Origin of the sequence: Chryseobacterium sp. MP_3.2, assembly GCF_035984805.1 — a bacterium.
Taxonomy (GTDB): Bacteria; Bacteroidota; Bacteroidia; order Flavobacteriales; family Weeksellaceae; genus Kaistella.
This window is the reverse complement of the sequence record NZ_JAXCHW010000002.1, coordinates 177,066-196,386: the sequence shown is the minus strand read 5'-3', so window position 1 is coordinate 196,386 and position 19,321 is coordinate 177,066. Positions and strand designations below refer to the sequence as shown.

The following is a 19,321-nucleotide window of genomic DNA, read 5'->3' as shown; positions in this document are numbered from 1 at the left end:
GCAGAAGTGGAAATTAAAATTTCCACTTCTGTTGGTATGAATCAATTATGATATTAAAATTGTTTTCCTCACAATTTGTAGGTTAAGGTTACGTAGAAATTTCTGGGAGTAATGGGATTAACAGAGTAATTCTCATGGTAATTGTAATCTACTGTATCAAATAAGTTTCCTACTTTTCCCATGATAGATAATTTTTCCCAGTCATATCCTAGGGAAACTGCAGCTGTTACATAATCATCTACTTCTAAAAATCGGGAAACTCCATTTCTGGTATCCAGCAATTCTTTCGTATCATTCCAACCTGCAATACGGTCGCCCACAAAATAAGCACTTGCTCCTACTTTCAAACCTTTAATGTAGTTATCGAAGGTATAAAAAACGGAGGCATTCGCAGTAGTTGCAGGTGTTCTTACCAATCTCTGATTTTCTACATATCCGAAATCTTCTGGCGTATCTAAATAAACAGAGTGATTATAAGAAGCTCCCGCAATGATAGATAAGTTCGGATAAGGATTCCCAGTAATATCCAACTCAACTCCCTGACTTCTCATTTTACCCGCGAATTCTTTAAATCTGGAATCATTGTTTGCAACGCCGTCTTTTAACTCTGCGGTTTGATAAAAGTTTCTGTTTTCAATTTGATAAACTGATAGATTTAGCGCAACTGCATTATTCCAGAAATTCTTTTTCATTCCAACTTCAAACTGGTCGATTAAAGATGGTTTCAGAGCCAAACCGGTATTTACATCTTCGCCGGTGTTGGTAGAAAATGAATTGGTATAGGTTCCAAACAGTGTTAAATTGTCATTTGGCATATAAACCAAACCTGCTTTCGGAGAAAATGCACGATCAACCGTCCCTTCTCCTGGTGTAATTTTTCCGGTTACAAAATTAACTTTCTCCGAGTCTTTATTTTCGATATAAGACCATCTTAAACCAGCCAAAACTTTAAACTTATCAGAAAGCTCAATATAATCCTGTGCATAAATTCCAAATCGCTGTGTTGGGATTCTGTTTCTTTCGAATTTTGAAGTATCAGGCATCGCTCCAGATGCCCACGTAGAAGGATCATCTAAATACAAAGTTCCGGTCGGACTTCCATTAGTTCCGTAGAAAGAGGTTCGTTTAATTTCTTTTCCGTTTGCTTTATCAAAGAAGCTGTAGGAATTATTAGTACCGTAATCACCGTCTGTCCCGACTAAAATTTTATGATTTACGCTTCCAGTTTTAAATTCCCCGTTCAAATTAATTTGTAGAGAAGTGTAATTTTGCTCTGCAAAAGTTCTGCCCATCGGTCGGTTCCATTTCAATCGGTTCGCATCATCATATTCCCACTGAACTCTTTCCGTCGCAAAATAATCTTTGGTGTAGTTCTGATAAGATGCAACTGTATTTAAAGTCCATACCTCATTGAACTGATGATTGAATGTAATTCCTGTAGTGGCTTGTTCTACATTCTGAAAAGACCAATCAGTCCCGACAAATGCACTTCTGTCTAAGAATGGATTTTTAGCGTAAGATTTATCTTTATTGGTAATAGAACCAATCCCAAAATCTGGCGTAAAATCATTTTTCAGATAATCTGCTTCAACAATTAACTGAGAATGTTCTCCGATATTAAATAGCAAGGACGGATTAAAATAATATTTTTTAGAGGAAACTACGTCACGGAAACTTTCAGCAGTTTCATAGGCTCCATTGACGCGGAATGCAATTTTTTCGCTTAAGGGACCATAAAAATCAACGGTGGGTTTGTAAGAATTCCAGCTTCCAGCATTTAATCCAATACTCCCACCCTGATTGAATTTTGGTTTTTTCGTTATCAAATTAACTACTCCTCCTGCTGCAACATTTCCGTACAACATGGCATTTCCGCCTTTCAGAACTTCTACCCTTTCTAAACCAGAAACTTCTGGAAAAACACCACTATTCACGCGAGCGCCATTTTTAAAAATATTATCGCTTCCGAAACTAAAACCACGACCGCCAAAACTATCCTGAGAATTTCCTCTCGATGAAGTAATATAAAGACCATTCACATTTTGAAGAACCTCACTTAACTGTTTAGCCTGCTGCTGCTCTATAATTTCATGGGTAACAATTGCAATCGGTTGTGGATTCTCCATGATGGTCAGGTTTGACTTAGAGGAAAAAGGTTTTGCAATGTTGGGATTTCCGGTCTTATGAAGATTAATATCCTCTATCTGCTGAATTTTTATGGTATCATTATCCTGTTCGAATTTCATTTGAGCGTTCACGGACATGGCGATAACCAAAAATCCGAGGGAAACTATCTGCTTTCTCATTTACAAGTTTTTATTTAGAATGAATTAAAATAACGCTGCAAATGTAAAAAAGGTCGTGCAAATACACAACACTATTTGTAATAATTCTAAATAAAGGTCGCCAATAACATGTAATGATCTGAAAATGAATAACTGAAGTACAACTGATATTTATCAGTTTGTCTTCTTAGCAGCGAAACCAAGCGCTAAAAACAGGAGTGCAACAAGGAAATAGGTAATTCCATTGGCCGCACTAGCCGTTCCGAAGAGCACTACCGCAATTCCGAGAACCGCAATAACAGCCATCATTTTTTGCAAAATAGAATTTTTTGAGAAGAGCTTTTTCCGAAACATTTGAAATAACCCTAAGAAGAGAGCACCGTTCACTAAATAAATAAACACAATAGGAATGGCAGATAAATCAAAATTTTTCTCTGTGAAATACGGAAGAGTGTTCGTCAGATAATAAAGGAATATATAAGTGATAATCAAAACAACGGCAAAAATCCCACTGTTTACTGGCATTTTGGTTTCTTCGTTCACTTTATATAAATGCAGAAATTTCTTAGATTTTTCTAGGTTTGAAAATTGGTAGGGAACTCTGATACTTGCCAATAATAATCCGTTAGAAGTACCCAACACAGAAATAATGATAAAAAGTTGCATCAAAATAGCCCCAGAATTACTCGCAAATTTTCTTGCAAACTCTGTAATGTAAGTATCTTTCAAAAGGATAATTTCTTCACCACTCATGCGAAAAACGATTCCCAAATAGTACGCGATATAAATAAACATCACAGAAATAGTCCCAATGATTAAGGCTTTAGGAAGATTTTTACGGGAGTTTTTTATTTCCCCAGAAATTTGGGTAGCAATATACCAACCATCAAATGCGAAGGAAATCGGAATAAAACTGGCCGCAACCAATAAGATAAAAGATTGCGTTTGCACACTCGTTCCAACCTGTGTAAAGGTGTTGACTTCACTTACATCACCTTTCACTAAACTTAAAATACCCAGGGAAGCAATAAAAATTAAAGGTAAAACTTTCAGCACCGTGGTCATCTGCTGAAATATACCGCTGCTTTTTGGACGAAAAATATTGAGACTAAAAAAAATAAGAAGGTTAACAAAACCAATCAGTGAGTAATGCAAAAAAGAGGGATTAAAATCCATGAAATCTGCGAGTAAATGCGCAATGTAAATCCCAGAAACCGTAAAAAGCACGGCGGTGAGTAAGGGATAAAACAAACTCAAATACATCCAACCCACAAAATAAGCGGCGGTTGGTCCAAATCGGTATTGAACATAGTTTAGAATACCACCCTCTTTTGGGAGCAGTTCCGCATAATTTGCCATAGAAATTCCGGCGAAAACAACACTAATTCCGACAATAATAAATCCGAGTAGACCAGCCAAAACATTTCCCTCGGTAGCCAATAAAACATCATCTACCTTAAAAAAAATTCCGGACCCAATGACTTGACCAATCACCATAGAAATGGCTGTGAAAAAACCGTATTTAGCTTCTAATTTCTGATCGGCACTCATTTACTTTCAAAATAATAGATTAATCTTGAAGTTCTAACCAACGCATTTCCATGTCTTGAAGCTGCTTTGCAATCAATTCTAAATTTTTAGAATGTTCTGCAATTTTGCCATAATCAGTTTCGCTATTCAGCTTCTCTAAGATTTCACTTCTCTGCTTCTCTAGTTTCGGCATAGCTTTGTCAATATCTTTCAGTTCTTGCTGCTCTTTGAAAGATAACTTTTTTACTGGTGCTGATGCGTTACTTTGCGGCACAATTTCCACTTTTTTTGCTGCTTCCACTATGGGAGCTGCAACTTTTTTGTTTTGTTCCTGAGATTTTTTCTCCCGGTATTCCGAGAAGTTTCCTACGAAATCTTTGATTAACCCGTCTCCTTCGAAAGCCAAAACGTGATCTACAATACGATCCATAAAATATCTATCGTGAGAAACAATGATCAAACTTCCCTGGAATTGCAAAAGGAAATTTTCTAAAACCGTCAATGTTGGTAAATCCAAATCATTGGTCGGCTCATCAAATATTAAGAAATTTGGATTTTGATACAAGACATGCATCAAATGCAGCCTTCTTTTTTCACCCCCAGAAAGTTTAGAAATTGGCGCATATTGCGTTTGGTCATCAAATAAGAAAAGACGTAAAAATTGGGAGGCAGAAATAGTTCGGCCATTCGCCAAAGGAAAATTTTCGGAAATATCTTTGATAAAGTCAATGACCCTTTGATCCTCTTTGTATTTTAAACCTTTCTGCGCGAAATATCCAAATTTAATGGTTTCTCCAGTTTCAATGGATCCTCCTTCATAAGTTTCCAACCCTTGAATAATATTAAGTAAGGTTGATTTTCCAGCTCCATTTTTACCTACAATTCCGACTTTTTCACCACGCTGAAATTGGTAAGAAAAATCTTTGAGCAAAACGTTTGTTCCGTAACTTTTACTGATTTCATGCAATTCAAGAATTTTCGTTCCCAGCCTTTTCATTTCGAAATCAAGCTCTAACTTCTCTTTTCGGGTGTCTGTCTTTGCTACTTTTTCGGTTTCGTAAAAATCATCTTGTCGAGATTTAGATTTTGTTGTTCGCGCTTTCGGTTGACGACGCATCCATTCCAATTCTTTCCGATAAAGATTTTGCGCTTTATCAATGGTAGAATTCATGTTATCTTCCCGAATAATTTTATTCTCTAGGTAAGTCCCGTAACTTCCATGATGTACATACAAATTATAATCTTCTATTTCCCAAACAATATCACAAACTGCATCCAAGAAATACCTGTCGTGAGTCACCAAAAGCAGAGTTACCATGGCTTTACTTAAATAATTTTCCAGCCATTCCACCATATCCACATCCAGGTGATTGGTCGGCTCATCCATGATTAATAAGGTATGACGATGCTGAGCGCGCGTTTCTACCAATAATTTCGCAAGGGCCACTCTTTTAATTTGACCACCAGAAAGGGTCTTCATTTTGGATGTTAAATCAGTTATTTTCAACTGACTTAAAATCTGGCTCATTTCATTTTCTAAGTCCCAAGCTTCGTGAATTTCCATTTCATTCAAAGCTTTATCCATGTCATCTGGATTTTCTGAAATCAAGGCGTGATGATAATTCTTCAGCGCCATAATCGGGGCAGAATCCAAAGTCATCATAAATTCTTCTACGTTCAATTCTCCTTCGAAATCAATTTCTTGATCAAATAAAACCACCTGAATGTCTTTGTTGATAACAACAGTACCAGAATCGGCGATTTCTTTACCCATTAAAATTTTGAGCAAAGTTGATTTACCGGAACCGTTTTTTGCAACGATGGCAATTTTATCACCTTCATTAATATGGAAAGTAATATCTCGGAAAAGCGTTTTAACACCGTAAGATTTCGTAAGGTTTTCAGCTGAAATGTAATTCATTATCGTAAGGAATAGGGAGTTTTTGAAAGGTGCAAAAGTACGGAAATAAAATGAGTACTTTTTGATAGAAAGTTTAAGGGAATTCATCTTTAAATTCGATTAAAATAGGGAAGAAAATGTAGATTTGCAGCGCATTTATGAATTATAAATTTCAAATTTTCTCTCAGGCTAAAGATCTTCCACAGGATTGGAATTCCATTGTTGCACCACACAATATTCTCTTGTCTCGCGAGTATTTTCAAGTTTTAGATGATTCTCAGCCGATTAACATGAAGTGTTATTTCGGCGGCTTTTTTTTGAATGACGAATTAATTGGTGGAGGTCTCTTTCAATATTTGGACTTTCAAAATCATGAAACTTTCCAAAGCGCAGAAATCTCTTGTGGAATTCGCAACATTATCACAAAGAAATTTGTGAGAACTCTTCTTTTGCTGGGCAACAATATGCTTACGGGTCAAAATGCATTTTATTTTAACGAAGAAAAAATTACCTCAAAAGTAAAGGGAGAATTATTACAAAGTGCATTGAGTGAAATTCAAAAAACAATTAAGAAACCTTCGCTTGTAATCCTCAAAGATTTTTCGGATAAACAAACGCAAACATTTAAAACCAAAACTTATAAATCATACTTTCCGTTTTCTGTGCAACCCAATATGGTTTTTAAACTTCGGCAAGAATGGACAAATTTTGAAGCATATAAAAGTTCCTTTTCCAAAAAGTACCAGCAAAGAATCACTTCTGCGCGCAAGAAATCTCTGACCATTGAAAAAAAAGAACTTGACTTAGAAGGTGTAAAATTTCATTCTAAAGTGCTTCATTCACTTTACCACAACGTGGCAGAAAACGCTTCCATCAATACCTTTTTCTTGCCCGAAAATCATTTTAAAAGTTTAAAAGAAAATTTAGGAGACCGCTTTAAAATTTTTGGGTACTTTGAAAAGGGTGTTTTAGTGGGTTTCTACACGATTATTTTAAATGGGAAAAATATAGACACTTACTTTTTGGGATATAATAAAGAAGTACAAAAAGAGATGCAGCTTTATCTAAATATGTTATTAGACATGATCAATTTCGGGATTGAACAGAAGTTTTCTACCCTCATTTTTGGAAGAACTGCTTTGGAAATAAAATCGACAATCGGTGCAGTTCCGGAAGAAATATTTGGTCTCATCAAGCACAATAACAAAATCATAAATTCACTTGTTCCAAAACTATTTCCTTATTTAGAGCCTAAATCTGAGTGGATTCAGAGAAATCCTTCTGGAAAAATTTAATCTAAAGTCAACCTTTTTAAGGACCAGAGATTTCCATTGAAAACGTTTAAATCAACTTTGGTATTGATGCCGTAAACAATTCCATTTTCAGTAAACTGCCAAATATCCCAATCATCATCTGGCGTGGGTTGCGGAACATCATTATAATTGGCCAACCAAAGCGGATAATCATCAAATTCTCCTTTTAAAAAATCTTTGTGGTAATGATAGTAGCTGTAAATAATGGGTTTTTCCCCATAAGCTTCTTCTACAATTCTGCACCAAATTTTTAGATCCTCGATGAGTTTTTTGGTCGATTTCCGGCGTGGAATTTTCTCAATATCTAAAATTGGAGGCAAATCTCCAGATTCTAATTTCACATGAGCGAGAAAATTATTGGCTTGCAAGACGGGATCTTCATCTGCACGGTAGAAATGATAGGCACCACGAACCAAGTCATGCTTTTTTGCGAGTGTCCAGAATTCTTCGAAATGTTTATCTGCAGATCGGTTTCCCATGGTGGCACGTAAAACCACAAATTCTAAAGGAATTGACCGATTCCCCACGCTTAAACTATCCCATTGTATATCCTCTTTTCTTTGGTAATGAGACATATCCAAACCAAAGGTTTTATCTGCATAATCACCGATTATTCGGTTGATTCTCTTCTCTTCTTTTTCTGTGTTAGAAAGTTTTTTATGTTCAAATTGATTGAAATACATCGCATAATAAAAAGAGATTTTCTCTTTTAAATAAAAACCCGTTCCAAGTAATGCGACTGCTAAGAAAACCAGTAGAATTTCCCGACGTAAAAGGAAATGCCTTTTGCGGTTTTTATGGATTTTTCGGGTGGTTTTTCTTTTGACTGTTCTCTTTGCCATGGACCTGCAAAAATAGATTTTTTAGGAAGAAAAAGCGACGGAAATTTTTAAATGCTAAATCATAATTATGAACCAAAAAGTCACAAAGATTCTACGACAAATGAGATACAATAGTTTCAGTTAAAATCTAAATGAAAAAGTTCAAAAAAGCATTCGTACTTAATTTCCGAAGAAACCCTTAATAATGAAAAAAAATCACCTTTTTTTGCGTAATCTCCCATAGAATTCCTGTATTTCGCAGATTTTTTTCAGTAGCAAAGCCACGAAATTATCGTGGCTTTATAATATATATTTTGAAAATATTAGGCTCCGTAAGGAATCCAGATATTTTTAATTTCTGTGGCATGTCTTAAATATTCTTGCCCTTCACCATGTTTTGGATTCAGCCAATTCCGGTATTTCCCGAAATTAACCCAAGATCTTTTCATAGAATCCGTAGCGAATAATTCCATATTTTTACTTCCTTCTTCACTTCCAAAGTACCAAATACCTTCTACATCATAATGTTTCGCCAATTCATTTGCCAACTCTTCTTTGGGTCCCGTTACAATGTTTACGGTTCCTGCTGGAACATCTGAAGTTTCTAAAATCTGATAAAAATCGGTCGCAGAAAAAGGATGCTTTTCAGAGGGAACAACCACTACTCTATTTCCCATCGCAATGGCCGGAATTACCGTAGAAATAAATCCTAACAAGGGATTTTCATCTGGACAAATTATTGCCATGACACCAATGGCTTCAGGCATTGCCAAAGTAATCATTCGCTGAACCGTAGAATGTGCTGCTCCATCATATTTATCAGCATAAGCTGCGTAAGTATAAATTCTTTCGATAGATTTCTCAACCTCATCTTGTGCAGATTCTAAAGATTGATTGGTCATTTCCACAATTCTATCGGCAAATTCTTCGGCACGAATGGCTAAATTTTCCGCGATATAATATAAAACTTGCGCTCTAGAATGACCTGTCATTCCGCCCCAAGATTTTTCCGCATGTGCTGCTTCAACTGCATTTCTAATATCTTTTCTATTTCCTTCGGAAACTTCCCCAATATATTCGCCGTGCGCATTTTTTATTTCTGTGCTGTAACCACCATCTGGTCTGGCTTGTTTCCCACCGATGTACATTTTGGTCGTACGGTCAATATCTGCTAAAATATTTTTTTCTTTCTTCGAACCTTTTACTTTTTCGATTTTTGGCAAAATCGGTTTTGAAGTAAATTCTGCTTCAACTTTCGGTTTTATATATTCATACAAACCTTCTTTTCCACCTTCTCTACCAAAACCAGATTCTCTGAAACCCCCAAATCCTGCAGCTGCATCAAACTGATTTGTGCAGTTTATCCAAACGCTTCCGGCTTTAATTTTTGGTGCAATGTCTAAAGCTAAATTGATGTTTTCTGTCCAAACACTTGAAGCCAAACCATATCTGGAATTATTCGCCAAAGCCACTGCTTCAGAATGGGAACGGAACGTCATCGCGACTAGAACCGGGCCAAAAATTTCTTCTTGTGCAATTACAGCACTTGTTGGAACATCTGTAAATAATGTTGGTGGATAAAACCAACCATTTTTCGGTACTGCATTTTTAGATTGATACATGGTACAACCTTCATCCAAACCAATTTGCACCATATCTTGAATGGTTTTAAACTGTATCGGATCTACAATGGAACCCATATCCACGGTTTTATCCATAGGATCACCGATGCGCAAAGTTTCCATGCGTGCGCGAAGTTTTTTATAGAATATTTCTGAAACGGATTCTTGTATTAAAAGCCTGGAACCTGCACAGCAAACTTGCCCTTGATTAAACCAAATAGCATCAACAATTCCTTCTACCGCGGAATCTAAATCTGCGTCTTCAAAAACGATGAAAGGCGATTTTCCTCCTAATTCGAGTGATATTTTCTTACCTGTACCTGCTATATTTGTGCGCAGAATTTTGCCCACTTTGGTTGAACCTGTAAAGGCTACTTTTTGAATATCTGGATGATTGACCAAAGCATCTCCAGCGACGGTTCCGCGACCAGTGACAATATTAAGGACTCCTTTTGGCAATCCTACTTTCTCACAGATTTCTGCGAAAAGCAAAGCAGTTAAAGAAGTCAGTTCAGCAGGTTTTAAAACAACAGTATTTCCCATTGCTAAAGCTGGTGCAACTTTCCAGGAAAGCATCATCAAAGGAAAATTCCAAGGAATAATTTGTCCAACAACGCCTACTTCTTCATAATCTCTGAATTCTGTATCCATTAACTTCGCCCATCCTGCATGATGGTAAAAATGTCTGGCAACAATTGGAATATCGATATCTCGTGTTTCACGGATGGGTTTTCCGTTATCTAAAGTTTCTAAAACCGCAAATAATCTGGAATGTTTTTGAATCTGTCTTGCAATGGCGTACAAATATTTTGCGCGCTCGAAACCACCAATTGCTACCCATTCAGGCAAAGCTTTGTTGGCTGCTTTTACGGCGTTATCAACATCTGACTCATCGGCTTCGGCAATTTTTGCTAAAAACTCTTTGTTCGAAGGATTAATAGAATCTGCATATTTTTTTGAATTAGGCTGAACCCAAGCTCCATTAATAAAAAGCTCAAATTTTCTTTTGTGATTTTCTAAGAATTCCACAGCAGAAGCTGCACTTTCTGCTGCGGGACCGTAAATCATGGTGTCGTATATTTCTTTGATTTCCATTGTTTGATATGGTGATTTGGTGATGTGATGATGTGGTAATTTCAACCACAAAATTTACAAAAATCTCTATTTTTTTAAGGTTTTTAAAAGTGCAAAAAAGTGACGTGAATTTACGCTGTTAAAAATCTTTGTCTTTATTATTATAGCCTTTCTTTATATTTGGCTCCTACTGCGCCCCGGCTTGAACGGAGCTCTTTTTGTGGAACGAAGTGGAACAAAAAAGCGGGAGTGGAAGACGGAAAAAGGCGCCCATACTTCGACAAGCTCAGTATAACATTCGAAGAACTCAATATGACAAATTACGCCATGGGGTGACGGTAATTGGCACTGTATCTTCCCGTAATGAAATGTTCTAATTGCCGCTCTATATCGCCCAAAAGGGAACTTGCACCGAAGCGGAATAAGTCCGGCGTTAACCACTCATTTCCTAATTCTTCTTTGATCAATATTAAAAAATCCAAAGCTTGTTTTGCTTTCTGAATTCCACCTGCAGGTTTATACCCAATTTTCACTCCTGTTAACTCGTAATAATCACGGATGCAACGAATCATGACCAAACTCACCGCAAGTGTTGCATTAATTGCTTCTTTTCCCGTAGAAGTTTTTATAAAATCTGACCCAGCCATCATGGCCACCCAAGAAGCTTTAGCGACTTTGGTATATGTTGGAATTTCACCGGTTGCTAAGATTGTTTTCATGTGCGCATCTCCGCAAGCTTCTCTGCACAATTTAATTTCGTCGTATAATTCTTTCCATTTGGATTCTAAAACCAAATCGCGGGAAATAACGATGTCAATTTCTTTCGCTCCAGCTGCGACGGATTTTTTGATTTCTGTAATTTTATCTTCTAAAGAAATTTTTCCAGCTGGAAATCCGGTGGAAACTGCTGCAATTGGAATGGAAGTTCCTTTTAATGCTTCTTTGGCGTAAGGAATCAAGTTATGATAAACGCAAACTGCACCTGTTGTCAGATTAGCATCTTGCATTTCTAGCGTATTTAAAATATCCAAACGCACTGGATTCTTAGCTTTTTCGCAAAGACGCAAAACATTTCCGCGTGTATCATCTCCCGCCAAAGTGGTAAGATCAATCATCGAAATTGCCTTCAAGAGCCAGGCTGCCTGAAATTCTTTTTTCACGGTGCGTCTGCCACCTAAAGTATTAACGCGGCGGTCAATGGCGCTTCTGTTAATATTTAGGGAGTCAAAATATTTGGTATTAAAGGGCAATCCCTCATTTCTCAAGGCATCATGAGAAGCGACAATTGCAGTTTTTTCTTTATCCAGTACTTTATTCATTCTTCTTAATTTGGGAGTGTAAAATTAACCAATTATCTGCAAATGAATGCCATACTTATGGTCAAAAGCAAAAAAATGCATTTCAAAAGAAATGCATTATACATCGAATATATTTAAAAGTTAAACTTTTAACTGTCTGCTGATACTTTGTTCCAAAGAAATAAACGTTTCCGTTCTCGTAACGCCTTCTAACTTTTGAAGTTTATTTAATATTTCCATTAAATGATCATTATCTCTGCATAAAACTTTTAAGAAAATGGTATAATTTCCTGTAGTATAGTGTGCTTCTACTACTTCATTAATTTTTTGAAGGGCTTTTACACATTCTGGATAATAACTTGGTTGGTCTAAAAACACACCGATGTAAGACACTACTTTGTATCCGATCTTTCGTGGGTTTAAAAAAGACACTGAATTTTCTATCACCTCCGCTTGCTCCAATTTCTTAATTCTTTGGTGTACAGCAGTGGTTGAAATTCCTACTTGTTTTGAAATTTGTGCCAGAGAAGTCTTGGCATTGTCCATTAACATATAGATAATCTGCTTGTCTACAGCATCTAAATGATATCCGGAATTAATGGCATTTTTCATTGTATATCTTTGTTTTTTTTGATTGCTAACTGAACGTAAACGGGAAAGTGATCACTGTAACCACCTAAATATCTGGTACCGGCGTACGTTCTGAAGGGTCGGCCGGAAAATTTACTATTTCTATTACTCAACTTTTCATGATTAAAGACTTTTGACTTTACAAAATGTATTTGAGATTCTGAATTAAAAAATTCTGTGGACAGAATTATCTGGTCAAAAAGCAGACCATTTTTATAATAAAAAGTTGAATATTCCCTATTCATAAACAAATATTCTGAAGGATTTAGTAAACTCTTCATATTATTTGAATTAACAAGAAAATCTTTCATGTTTTTCTCATCCGGATTGTCATTAAAATCACCACAGATTAAGACCGGTTCATCCGTCTCCTCTTGGATTTCTTTAATCTTCTCACTTAATTTATTGAGGATGTAATTACGCTTTGGCAGATTGATATCACGTTCTCTTTTTGAAGGAAGATGCAACACAAAAACATTGAAAATAGATTCTCGGAATTTAACTTTGCAATGCAAAACATCTCTGGTGGTATCGTAATTTGCAGGATTTTGATCAACGAGTTCAAAAAAATACGTGATAGGTTCCGAGGAAATAATTTCGACTTTGCTTTTGTCATATAATAGGGCCACATCTACTCCACGCTCATCCATTGAATCATAATGAATCACCCCATAATTTGAATTAAAAGGCGGTAGTAAAACTAAATCTTCTAGAGGAGTATGTCCTTGAATTTCTGAAATCCCAATAAGCATGGGCAACACCCGTTCTTCCTGCTCTATGAGCTGAAACACGTGTGCAATCTTTGATAATTTATTTCTGTAGCGTTTTTCGTCCCAGTTTTTCAGGCCCGAAACTGTAGGATCCAAGTGATGCACAGGAGGAAGATCTGCGGAAAACAGATTTTCTACATTATAAAAGGAAATTAATTCCTTAACCTCATCATTTTTAATCACAGTCTGAGTGTTTTTGAAATGTAAATTTAATAAAAATAATGGATTTTTATTAAATTTATTTTAAAATATCAGGTCTTTTTTCTTGGGTTGTGGAAACTGCTTGGTCGTGTAGCCACTCTTCAATCTTTTTCGAATTTCCGCTGAGTAGAATTTCGGGAACTTTTAAGCCTTTGTATTCAGCAGGTCTTGTGTAAATTGGCGGCGATAGCAGATTATCTTGAAAACTGTCTGTTAATGCGCTTTGTTCGTCATTTAAAACTCCCGGTAGAAGTCTAATGATAGAATCCGCTAAGACGCAAGCTGCTAATTCGCCTCCCGTTAAAACATAATCACCGATGGAGATTTCCTTCGTGATATGCAATTCCCGAATGCGCTGATCAATTCCTTTGTAATGTCCACACAAAAAAATGAGGTTTTTTTGGATGGAAAGAGTGTTGGCAATTTTTTGATTGAGAGTAATGCCATCTGGCGTGAGATAGATGATTTCATCATATTCTCGTTGCGATTTTAATTCAGAGATACAAAGATCCAAGGGCTCTATCATCATCACCATTCCGGCACCGCCACCATAAGGTTCATCATCAATTTGCCGATGTTTACCTTTTCCAAAATCTCTGATTTGATGAAAATGAATTTCTGCTAAACCTTTGTCCACGGCTCTTTTTAAGATTGATGTTTCAAAAGGACTTTGCATCAATTCTGGCAACACGCTTATAATATCAATTCTCATTGTTCGGTATCATTGTTTTTTGTCTGAGTAATAATAAGTCGTAAAGACGAATCTCTGTTAATGTAACTCCACATCCAATTAAAGAAAATAGCCAATTTATTTCTTACCGAAAGAATGAGCATTAAGTGTAAAAACATCCAGAAATACCACGCTAAAAGCCCTTGAAATTTAAAACTAGGTAAGTCAACAACCGCTCTGTGCTTTCCTATTGTAGCCATACTTCCTTGATCATTGTACTCATATTCTTTCCACGCTTCGCCTGCTTTTCTTAAAATATTTTTGGCTAGATTTTTTCCTTGATTGATGGCAACGTTGGCCACTTGCGGATGACCAGTTGGATATTTTGGAGTTTCCATGTAAGAAATATCGCCAACTGCAAAAATATTTTTAGTTCCAACGACTTTATTAAAGCGGTCTGTTTTGTAGCGATTTTGAATGATAGCGTCTGGATTTAAACCTTGTACGATATTACCCGTAACTCCAGCGGCCCAAATAACATTGTTGGACGGGATTGTTTTTCCACTTTTCATGTAAACTTTATCGCCGTCATAATCCGTCACAAATTCTCCGGAAAGAAATTGAACGCCTAATTCTTGAAGGTATTTTTTGGACTTTTCCTGCGCTTCTTCACTCATGGAACTCAGCGGCATGTCTGTAGAACTGATGAGGATAATCTGTAAATCATCAAAATTCATATGGGGATAATCCCGTGGCAAAATATCTTTTTTCATTTCGGAAAAAGCGCCGGCTAATTCCACACCAGTCGGACCACTTCCTACAATTACAATATTCCAGTTTCCATCATCGCTTCTTCTTTTCTGGATGATTAATTTTTCGAACGTCAAAAGCACATGATTTCGGATTGCAATGGCTTCCTGCGTATTTTTCATCCCAAATGTAAGAGATTGCATTTTTTCATTTCCAAAAAAATTAGTTTTGCAACCTGTTGCGATGATAAGCTTGTCATAAGTAAACTCAGCATCTTCGGTAATAATCTTATTTTGTTCTGGGATAATTTTTTGCACCTCCACCATTCGATATTGAATGTTTCTGGTACGCTGAAAAATTTTTCTAAAGGGAAAGGATATATTACTCGGTTCAATTCTACCACAAGCAACTTGATAAAAAAGTGGCTGAAACATATGATGATTCACCTTATCCATCACCATTACTTTTTTTCGCTTACCGATAAACTCTTTAGCAACTTGTAAACCTGCAAAGCCACCACCAATAATCACAATTTTTTCCCTTGTTTCCATACTGGCAAAATTACAGAAATTTTTATACTTCTAATCTACTTGGTTTGGTAAGTCATGTGCAAAAAAAAATCCTTGAGAATCAAGGATTTAAATTTTTTATTGTTTAATAATTTGGGTGACCTTTTGGGTATTGTCACTCAAGGTATATTTCATTAAATATTTACCGGGGCGAAGTCTGTCTAAACGAATTTCACCAGAGTTCATATTAACAGCGTATTGTGCTACTTCCATCCCTAAAATAGAATAGAACGTTATGGATTTAATTTTTAATGAAGCGTCTTTGGACTTTACAATAATAAAATCGCGCGCTGGATTTGGATATGCAACCATCACTCCATCATCAGATTTCTGAGAAGATGTCATCGATTCGCGTGCCGTAGATTGGGCAGAAAGTGTATTTGTAGAAATCGATAGAGTACCGATAAACACTACTAAAAATAATAATTTTTTCACCTTATAAAGCTTTGTATTTACTTATATCCTCACAAATGTAAGAAATTGATATTAAATTTCAATAGTTTTTTTATAAAACTATAATTAAATTTGCAGGGTCTAATTCAAATACTATTCCACAAAATGATCATCTATTCTAGAAATCGCAGAATTCGCACCAATGCTTCAATCCGCGCCTTAGTTCAAGAGACTGTCTTGACAACTAATGATTTTGTAATGCCCATTTTCGTAATGGAAGGGCACAATATAAAAGAACCAATTTCATCCATGCCGGGAATCTTTCGAAGAAGTTTGGACCTTACCGTTTTAGAATGCAAGGAATTATATTCTTTAGGCATAAAAGCGGTGAATCTTTACATGAAGGTTTCTGAAGACTTAAAAGACAACCGCGGAACAGAATCTTGGAATGCTAATGGTCTCATGCAAAGTACAATCAAAGCCATCAAAGATGCAGTTCCCGAAATGATTATTATGCCAGATGTGGCTTTAGATCCCTATTCTATTTATGGACATGACGGAATTATCACCAAAGGTAAAGTGGACAATGACGCCACGAATGAAGCTTTGGTTAAAATGTCAATTTCTCTAGCAGAAGCGGGTGCAGATGTGATGGCTCCAAGTGATATGATGGATGGAAGAGTTGCTGCAATTAGAACCGGTTTGGAAGAGAATGGTTTTACGGATGTAGGAATTTTAAGTTATGCCGCGAAATATGCAAGTTCATTTTATGGACCATTTAGAAGTGCTTTGGACTCTGCCCCAAAGGCCGATTCAGATATTCCAAAAGATAAAAAAACCTACCAAATGGATTTTCATAATTCACGGGAAGCGATGGATGAAGTTTTAAAAGATGTAGCAGAAGGTGCAGATATTATCATGATTAAACCAGGTATGCCGTATCTGGATATCGTTTCTAAAGTGCGTGATTTGATAGATTTGCCAATAGCCGTTTATAATGTTAGTGGAGAATACGCGATGCTAAAAGCTGCAGCTCAAAACGGCTGGCTAGATAATGATAAAGCTATTATAGAAAGTTTAACATGCATCAAACGTGCCGGTGCAGATATGATTTTTACCTATGCCGCAAAAGAAGCCGCAATCCTTTTAAATCATTAATTATCAATTGATACAATCAAAAAAAGTCTCCTTTTCGGGAGACTTTTATATTTTAAAACCATTCTTTTCTATTTTGTAAATAAGTGTGGTCAAATTGCTCATCACTCATTGTCAAGTATAAAATACCTTCTATCAAAGGAATTACGGTTGCAATACCGCAAGTCACAATATTAAGGATAATCTGAATTACTCCTTGCGTAATATAACCTAAGTAAAATTTATTGGCCCCAAAAGCTCCTAATAGAATACCCAAAAGTCCCGCTGCCAATTTCTTTTCTGAACGATAAGGGGTGTTTCTAAGGTTTGGATTTTGCTGAGATTCAGGATTGTTATAACCGTAAGTTTCCATAGTTTTAAGTGTTTAGTTTATTTAAAAAATCAGTCGAACACTCCTAATGATTGTTACATTATATTTTACCCATATAGAATAATCCGTAGCATTTTTGATTCTCCTCCAATCCTAAAAATTGATCCAAATGCTTAATCATTGCAGGTGAACTCCAGTAACAACCGACTTCATTTACACTTGCGGTGAGATACATATTTTGAACGGCCATTGACACCGCTGCAATTTCTTCCCATTCTGGAACCAATCCACTAAAATTGACAGAAAGGGTTATTATTACGTCAGTCTTAGAAATTTTGTTAGTAATGTCTGCATATTTCTTTTCCAAAAATAGAGCTTCTGCACAAGTAGCTTTATAAATTCTCGCGAGTTCTTGACCTAATTGAAATTTTTCTTCATCCCGAAAAACTTTAAATCGCCACGGTCGTGTTTTTTTATGTTGTGGCGCAAAAGTGGCGGAGCTTAAAATATCTTCAATAATTTGTTCGTCTATTCTTTCGCCCGTATAATTTTTTGGAAAAACACTTCTTCTATTTTCTATAATTGACTTTAAAATTGCTGCGTGATTCACTTTTATTATTTTGCTCATTAAGTTAATGTGATTACCAAACTTCTTCTATGGTTTGGCTGATGTTATTAAGGACAAAAGAGTCACCCGATTTTTTACCGAACATTATTTTGGCCATGGGACTTTCTTCTGAAATTGCATAAAAACGATTTCCTTCAAAGAAAAACTCCCCTAGAGAAACCGAAATATAAAATCTTGCCTTATTGGTAAACACCATCGATCCCATTTGAACTCGTTCACTGGGTGCGGTAATCACTTTGGCTAAATTTCTTTGCAAGGAATTTAAAAATCCAAGTTGTTTTTGCATCTGATAAATTTCTTCCTGCATTTCTGTCCTCATGGAATCATATTTCGGTGCTTTCTTTATGTCTCGGCTCGCTTCTAAAGTAAATTCGATAAACTTCTCTAACTTTTCAATTTTTTGCGCAATAATTTCTTTAATGTAGTGCCGGATGTCACTTTTTGATATGGTCTGATTTTGCATCCACCTATTTTTTAATAAATATAGAAATTCTTTTTTATAACAAGGTTTCTCTTCAGCAACTTTGAAACCGACCTCATCAACTTATCATCAGAAATACCTATGATTAAAATTTTACAATAAAAAAGTCGGAATCTTTAAAAGATGCCGACTATAATTTATTAGATATTTTTTCAATTATTTTTTCACCACAATTTTCTGTCTCATGGCTTCATAGAGAATTGCTCCACATGCAACAGAAACATTAAGAGATTGAGTTTTCCCTTCCATTGGTAATTTAATTTTTTCATCTGCATGGTGAAGAACTTCTTTAGAAATTCCCGTTTCTTCATTACCCATCACAATAGCACAAGGTTCAGTAAAGTCAACATCATATAATAATTTTTGAGCTTTCTCTGTGGCTGCAAAAACTTGAACTCCAGATTGCTGAAGGAAATCTACCGCGTGTGCAAGATTTTTCTCTTTACAAATTTTCAAATTATAAATAGCTCCAGCCGAAGTTTTGATGGCATCAGAATTAATAGGAGCGGCTCCTTTTTCTGGTAAAATTACGGCATGAATTCCAGCACATTCCGCAGTTCTACATATTGCCCCGAAATTTCTAACATCGGTTAAGCGATCTAATATTAAGAGAAAAGGCGTTTTTCCCTCTTCAAACAATTGCGGCAACACATCTTCAATTCTTTCAAACGGAACATCTGAAATAAAAGCAACTACCCCTTGATGATTCTTACGCGTAAATCGATTTAATTTTTCAACAGGTACAAAATTCGCGCGAATTTTATGTTTTGCCAAAAGGTTTTTCAGCTCGTGGTAAATATCACCCTGAAGTGCGTTTTGCAAAAATATTTTATCAATGGTTTTTCCGGCTTCCAAAGCTTCTATTACAGGACGCAGTCCGAATATAAAGTCGTCTTTCATTTTTTTGTCTGAATTTTTTAA

General features: G+C 36.0%; 17 protein-coding genes. 2 read left to right on the top strand and 15 right to left on the bottom strand.

Translation table 11 applies throughout. From position 1 onward, the window contains the following. Positions 1 to 68: 68 nt before the first annotated feature. From RCH13_RS05080 to RCH13_RS05070, 3 genes are all read right to left on the bottom strand, one after another. Complete coding sequence (locus tag RCH13_RS05080; RefSeq protein ID WP_326986152.1) at positions 69 to 2,306, bottom strand: TonB-dependent siderophore receptor; 2,238 nt, start codon at positions 2,304 to 2,306, stop codon at positions 69 to 71. A gap of 153 nt (positions 2,307 to 2,459) precedes the next feature. After that, positions 2,460 to 3,836, bottom strand: coding sequence for an APC family permease (locus tag RCH13_RS05075; protein ID WP_326986151.1), 1,377 nt, complete (start codon positions 3,834 to 3,836; stop codon positions 2,460 to 2,462). Between the two features lie 19 nt (positions 3,837 to 3,855). Then, on the bottom strand, positions 3,856 to 5,736 hold the full coding sequence (locus RCH13_RS05070) for an ABC-F family ATP-binding cassette domain-containing protein (RefSeq protein ID WP_326986150.1): 1,881 nt from the start codon (positions 5,734 to 5,736) through the stop codon (positions 3,856 to 3,858). Positions 5,737 to 5,873: 137 nt separating this feature from the next. On the opposite strand from RCH13_RS05070, the gene RCH13_RS05065 reads away from it, so the two are divergent. After that, on the top strand, positions 5,874 to 7,010 hold the full coding sequence (locus RCH13_RS05065) for an 8-amino-7-oxononanoate synthase (protein ID WP_326986149.1): 1,137 nt from the start codon (positions 5,874 to 5,876) through the stop codon (positions 7,008 to 7,010). Here RCH13_RS05065 and RCH13_RS05060 read toward each other — a convergent pair. The 8 genes from RCH13_RS05060 to RCH13_RS05025 all read right to left on the bottom strand — a co-directional run bounded on the left by RCH13_RS05060 (position 7,007) and on the right by RCH13_RS05025 (position 15,868). Then, positions 7,007 to 7,870, bottom strand: a complete 864-nt coding sequence (locus tag RCH13_RS05060) for a glycoside hydrolase family 25 protein (RefSeq protein WP_326986148.1) — start codon at positions 7,868 to 7,870, stop codon at positions 7,007 to 7,009. The genes RCH13_RS05065 and RCH13_RS05060 overlap by 4 nt on opposite strands. A 302-nt stretch (positions 7,871 to 8,172) precedes the next feature. Then, positions 8,173 to 10,566, bottom strand: a complete 2,394-nt coding sequence (locus RCH13_RS05055; RefSeq protein WP_326986147.1) for an aldehyde dehydrogenase family protein — start codon at positions 10,564 to 10,566, stop codon at positions 8,173 to 8,175. A 299-nt stretch (positions 10,567 to 10,865) separates the two neighbouring features. Then, positions 10,866 to 11,864 (bottom strand): deoxyribose-phosphate aldolase, encoded by a 999-nt coding sequence (gene deoC / locus RCH13_RS05050; protein WP_326986146.1) that lies wholly within the window; start codon positions 11,862 to 11,864, stop codon positions 10,866 to 10,868. 120 nt (positions 11,865 to 11,984) lie between these two features. Beyond that, positions 11,985 to 12,455, bottom strand: a complete 471-nt coding sequence (locus RCH13_RS05045) for an Lrp/AsnC ligand binding domain-containing protein (RefSeq protein ID WP_326986145.1) — start codon at positions 12,453 to 12,455, stop codon at positions 11,985 to 11,987. Then, positions 12,452 to 13,426: an endonuclease/exonuclease/phosphatase family protein gene (locus RCH13_RS05040; RefSeq protein ID WP_326986144.1), complete on the bottom strand. Its 975-nt coding sequence runs from the start codon at positions 13,424 to 13,426 to the stop codon at positions 12,452 to 12,454. Before RCH13_RS05040 ends, RCH13_RS05045 begins: the two co-directional genes overlap by 4 nt. Positions 13,427 to 13,481: 55 nt before the next feature. Next, entirely contained in the window at positions 13,482 to 14,156 is a 675-nt protein-coding gene (gene trmD / locus RCH13_RS05035; protein WP_326986143.1) for a tRNA (guanosine(37)-N1)-methyltransferase TrmD, read from the bottom strand. Then, positions 14,153 to 15,415, bottom strand: a complete 1,263-nt coding sequence (locus RCH13_RS05030; protein ID WP_326986142.1) for an NAD(P)/FAD-dependent oxidoreductase — start codon at positions 15,413 to 15,415, stop codon at positions 14,153 to 14,155. Before RCH13_RS05030 ends, trmD begins: the two co-directional genes overlap by 4 nt. A 96-nt stretch (positions 15,416 to 15,511) precedes the next feature. Further along, complete coding sequence (locus tag RCH13_RS05025; protein ID WP_326986141.1) at positions 15,512 to 15,868, bottom strand: T9SS type A sorting domain-containing protein; 357 nt, start codon at positions 15,866 to 15,868, stop codon at positions 15,512 to 15,514. Between the two features lie 123 nt (positions 15,869 to 15,991). Between RCH13_RS05025 and hemB the strand changes: the two genes are divergently transcribed. Beyond that, entirely contained in the window at positions 15,992 to 16,984 is a 993-nt protein-coding gene (gene hemB / locus RCH13_RS05020; protein ID WP_326986140.1) for a porphobilinogen synthase, read from the top strand. Between the two features lie 52 nt (positions 16,985 to 17,036). On the opposite strand, the gene RCH13_RS05015 is transcribed toward hemB, so the two are convergent. The 4 genes from RCH13_RS05015 to rlmB all read right to left on the bottom strand — a co-directional run bounded on the left by RCH13_RS05015 (position 17,037) and on the right by rlmB (position 19,300). After that, positions 17,037 to 17,333, bottom strand: a complete 297-nt coding sequence (locus RCH13_RS05015; protein ID WP_326986139.1) for a TM2 domain-containing protein — start codon at positions 17,331 to 17,333, stop codon at positions 17,037 to 17,039. A 58-nt stretch (positions 17,334 to 17,391) separates the two neighbouring features. Further along, positions 17,392 to 17,919, bottom strand: a complete 528-nt coding sequence (locus RCH13_RS05010; RefSeq protein WP_326986138.1) for a nitroreductase family protein — start codon at positions 17,917 to 17,919, stop codon at positions 17,392 to 17,394. Positions 17,920 to 17,932: 13 nt separating this feature from the next. Further along, positions 17,933 to 18,382 carry a hypothetical protein gene (locus tag RCH13_RS05005; RefSeq protein ID WP_326986137.1) on the bottom strand — a complete coding sequence of 150 codons (450 nt, stop codon included), beginning with the start codon at positions 18,380 to 18,382 and terminating at the stop codon, positions 17,933 to 17,935. Between the two features lie 174 nt (positions 18,383 to 18,556). After that, complete coding sequence (gene rlmB / locus RCH13_RS05000; RefSeq protein WP_326986136.1) at positions 18,557 to 19,300, bottom strand: 23S rRNA (guanosine(2251)-2'-O)-methyltransferase RlmB; 744 nt, start codon at positions 19,298 to 19,300, stop codon at positions 18,557 to 18,559. Positions 19,301 to 19,321: the final 21 nt, after the last annotated feature.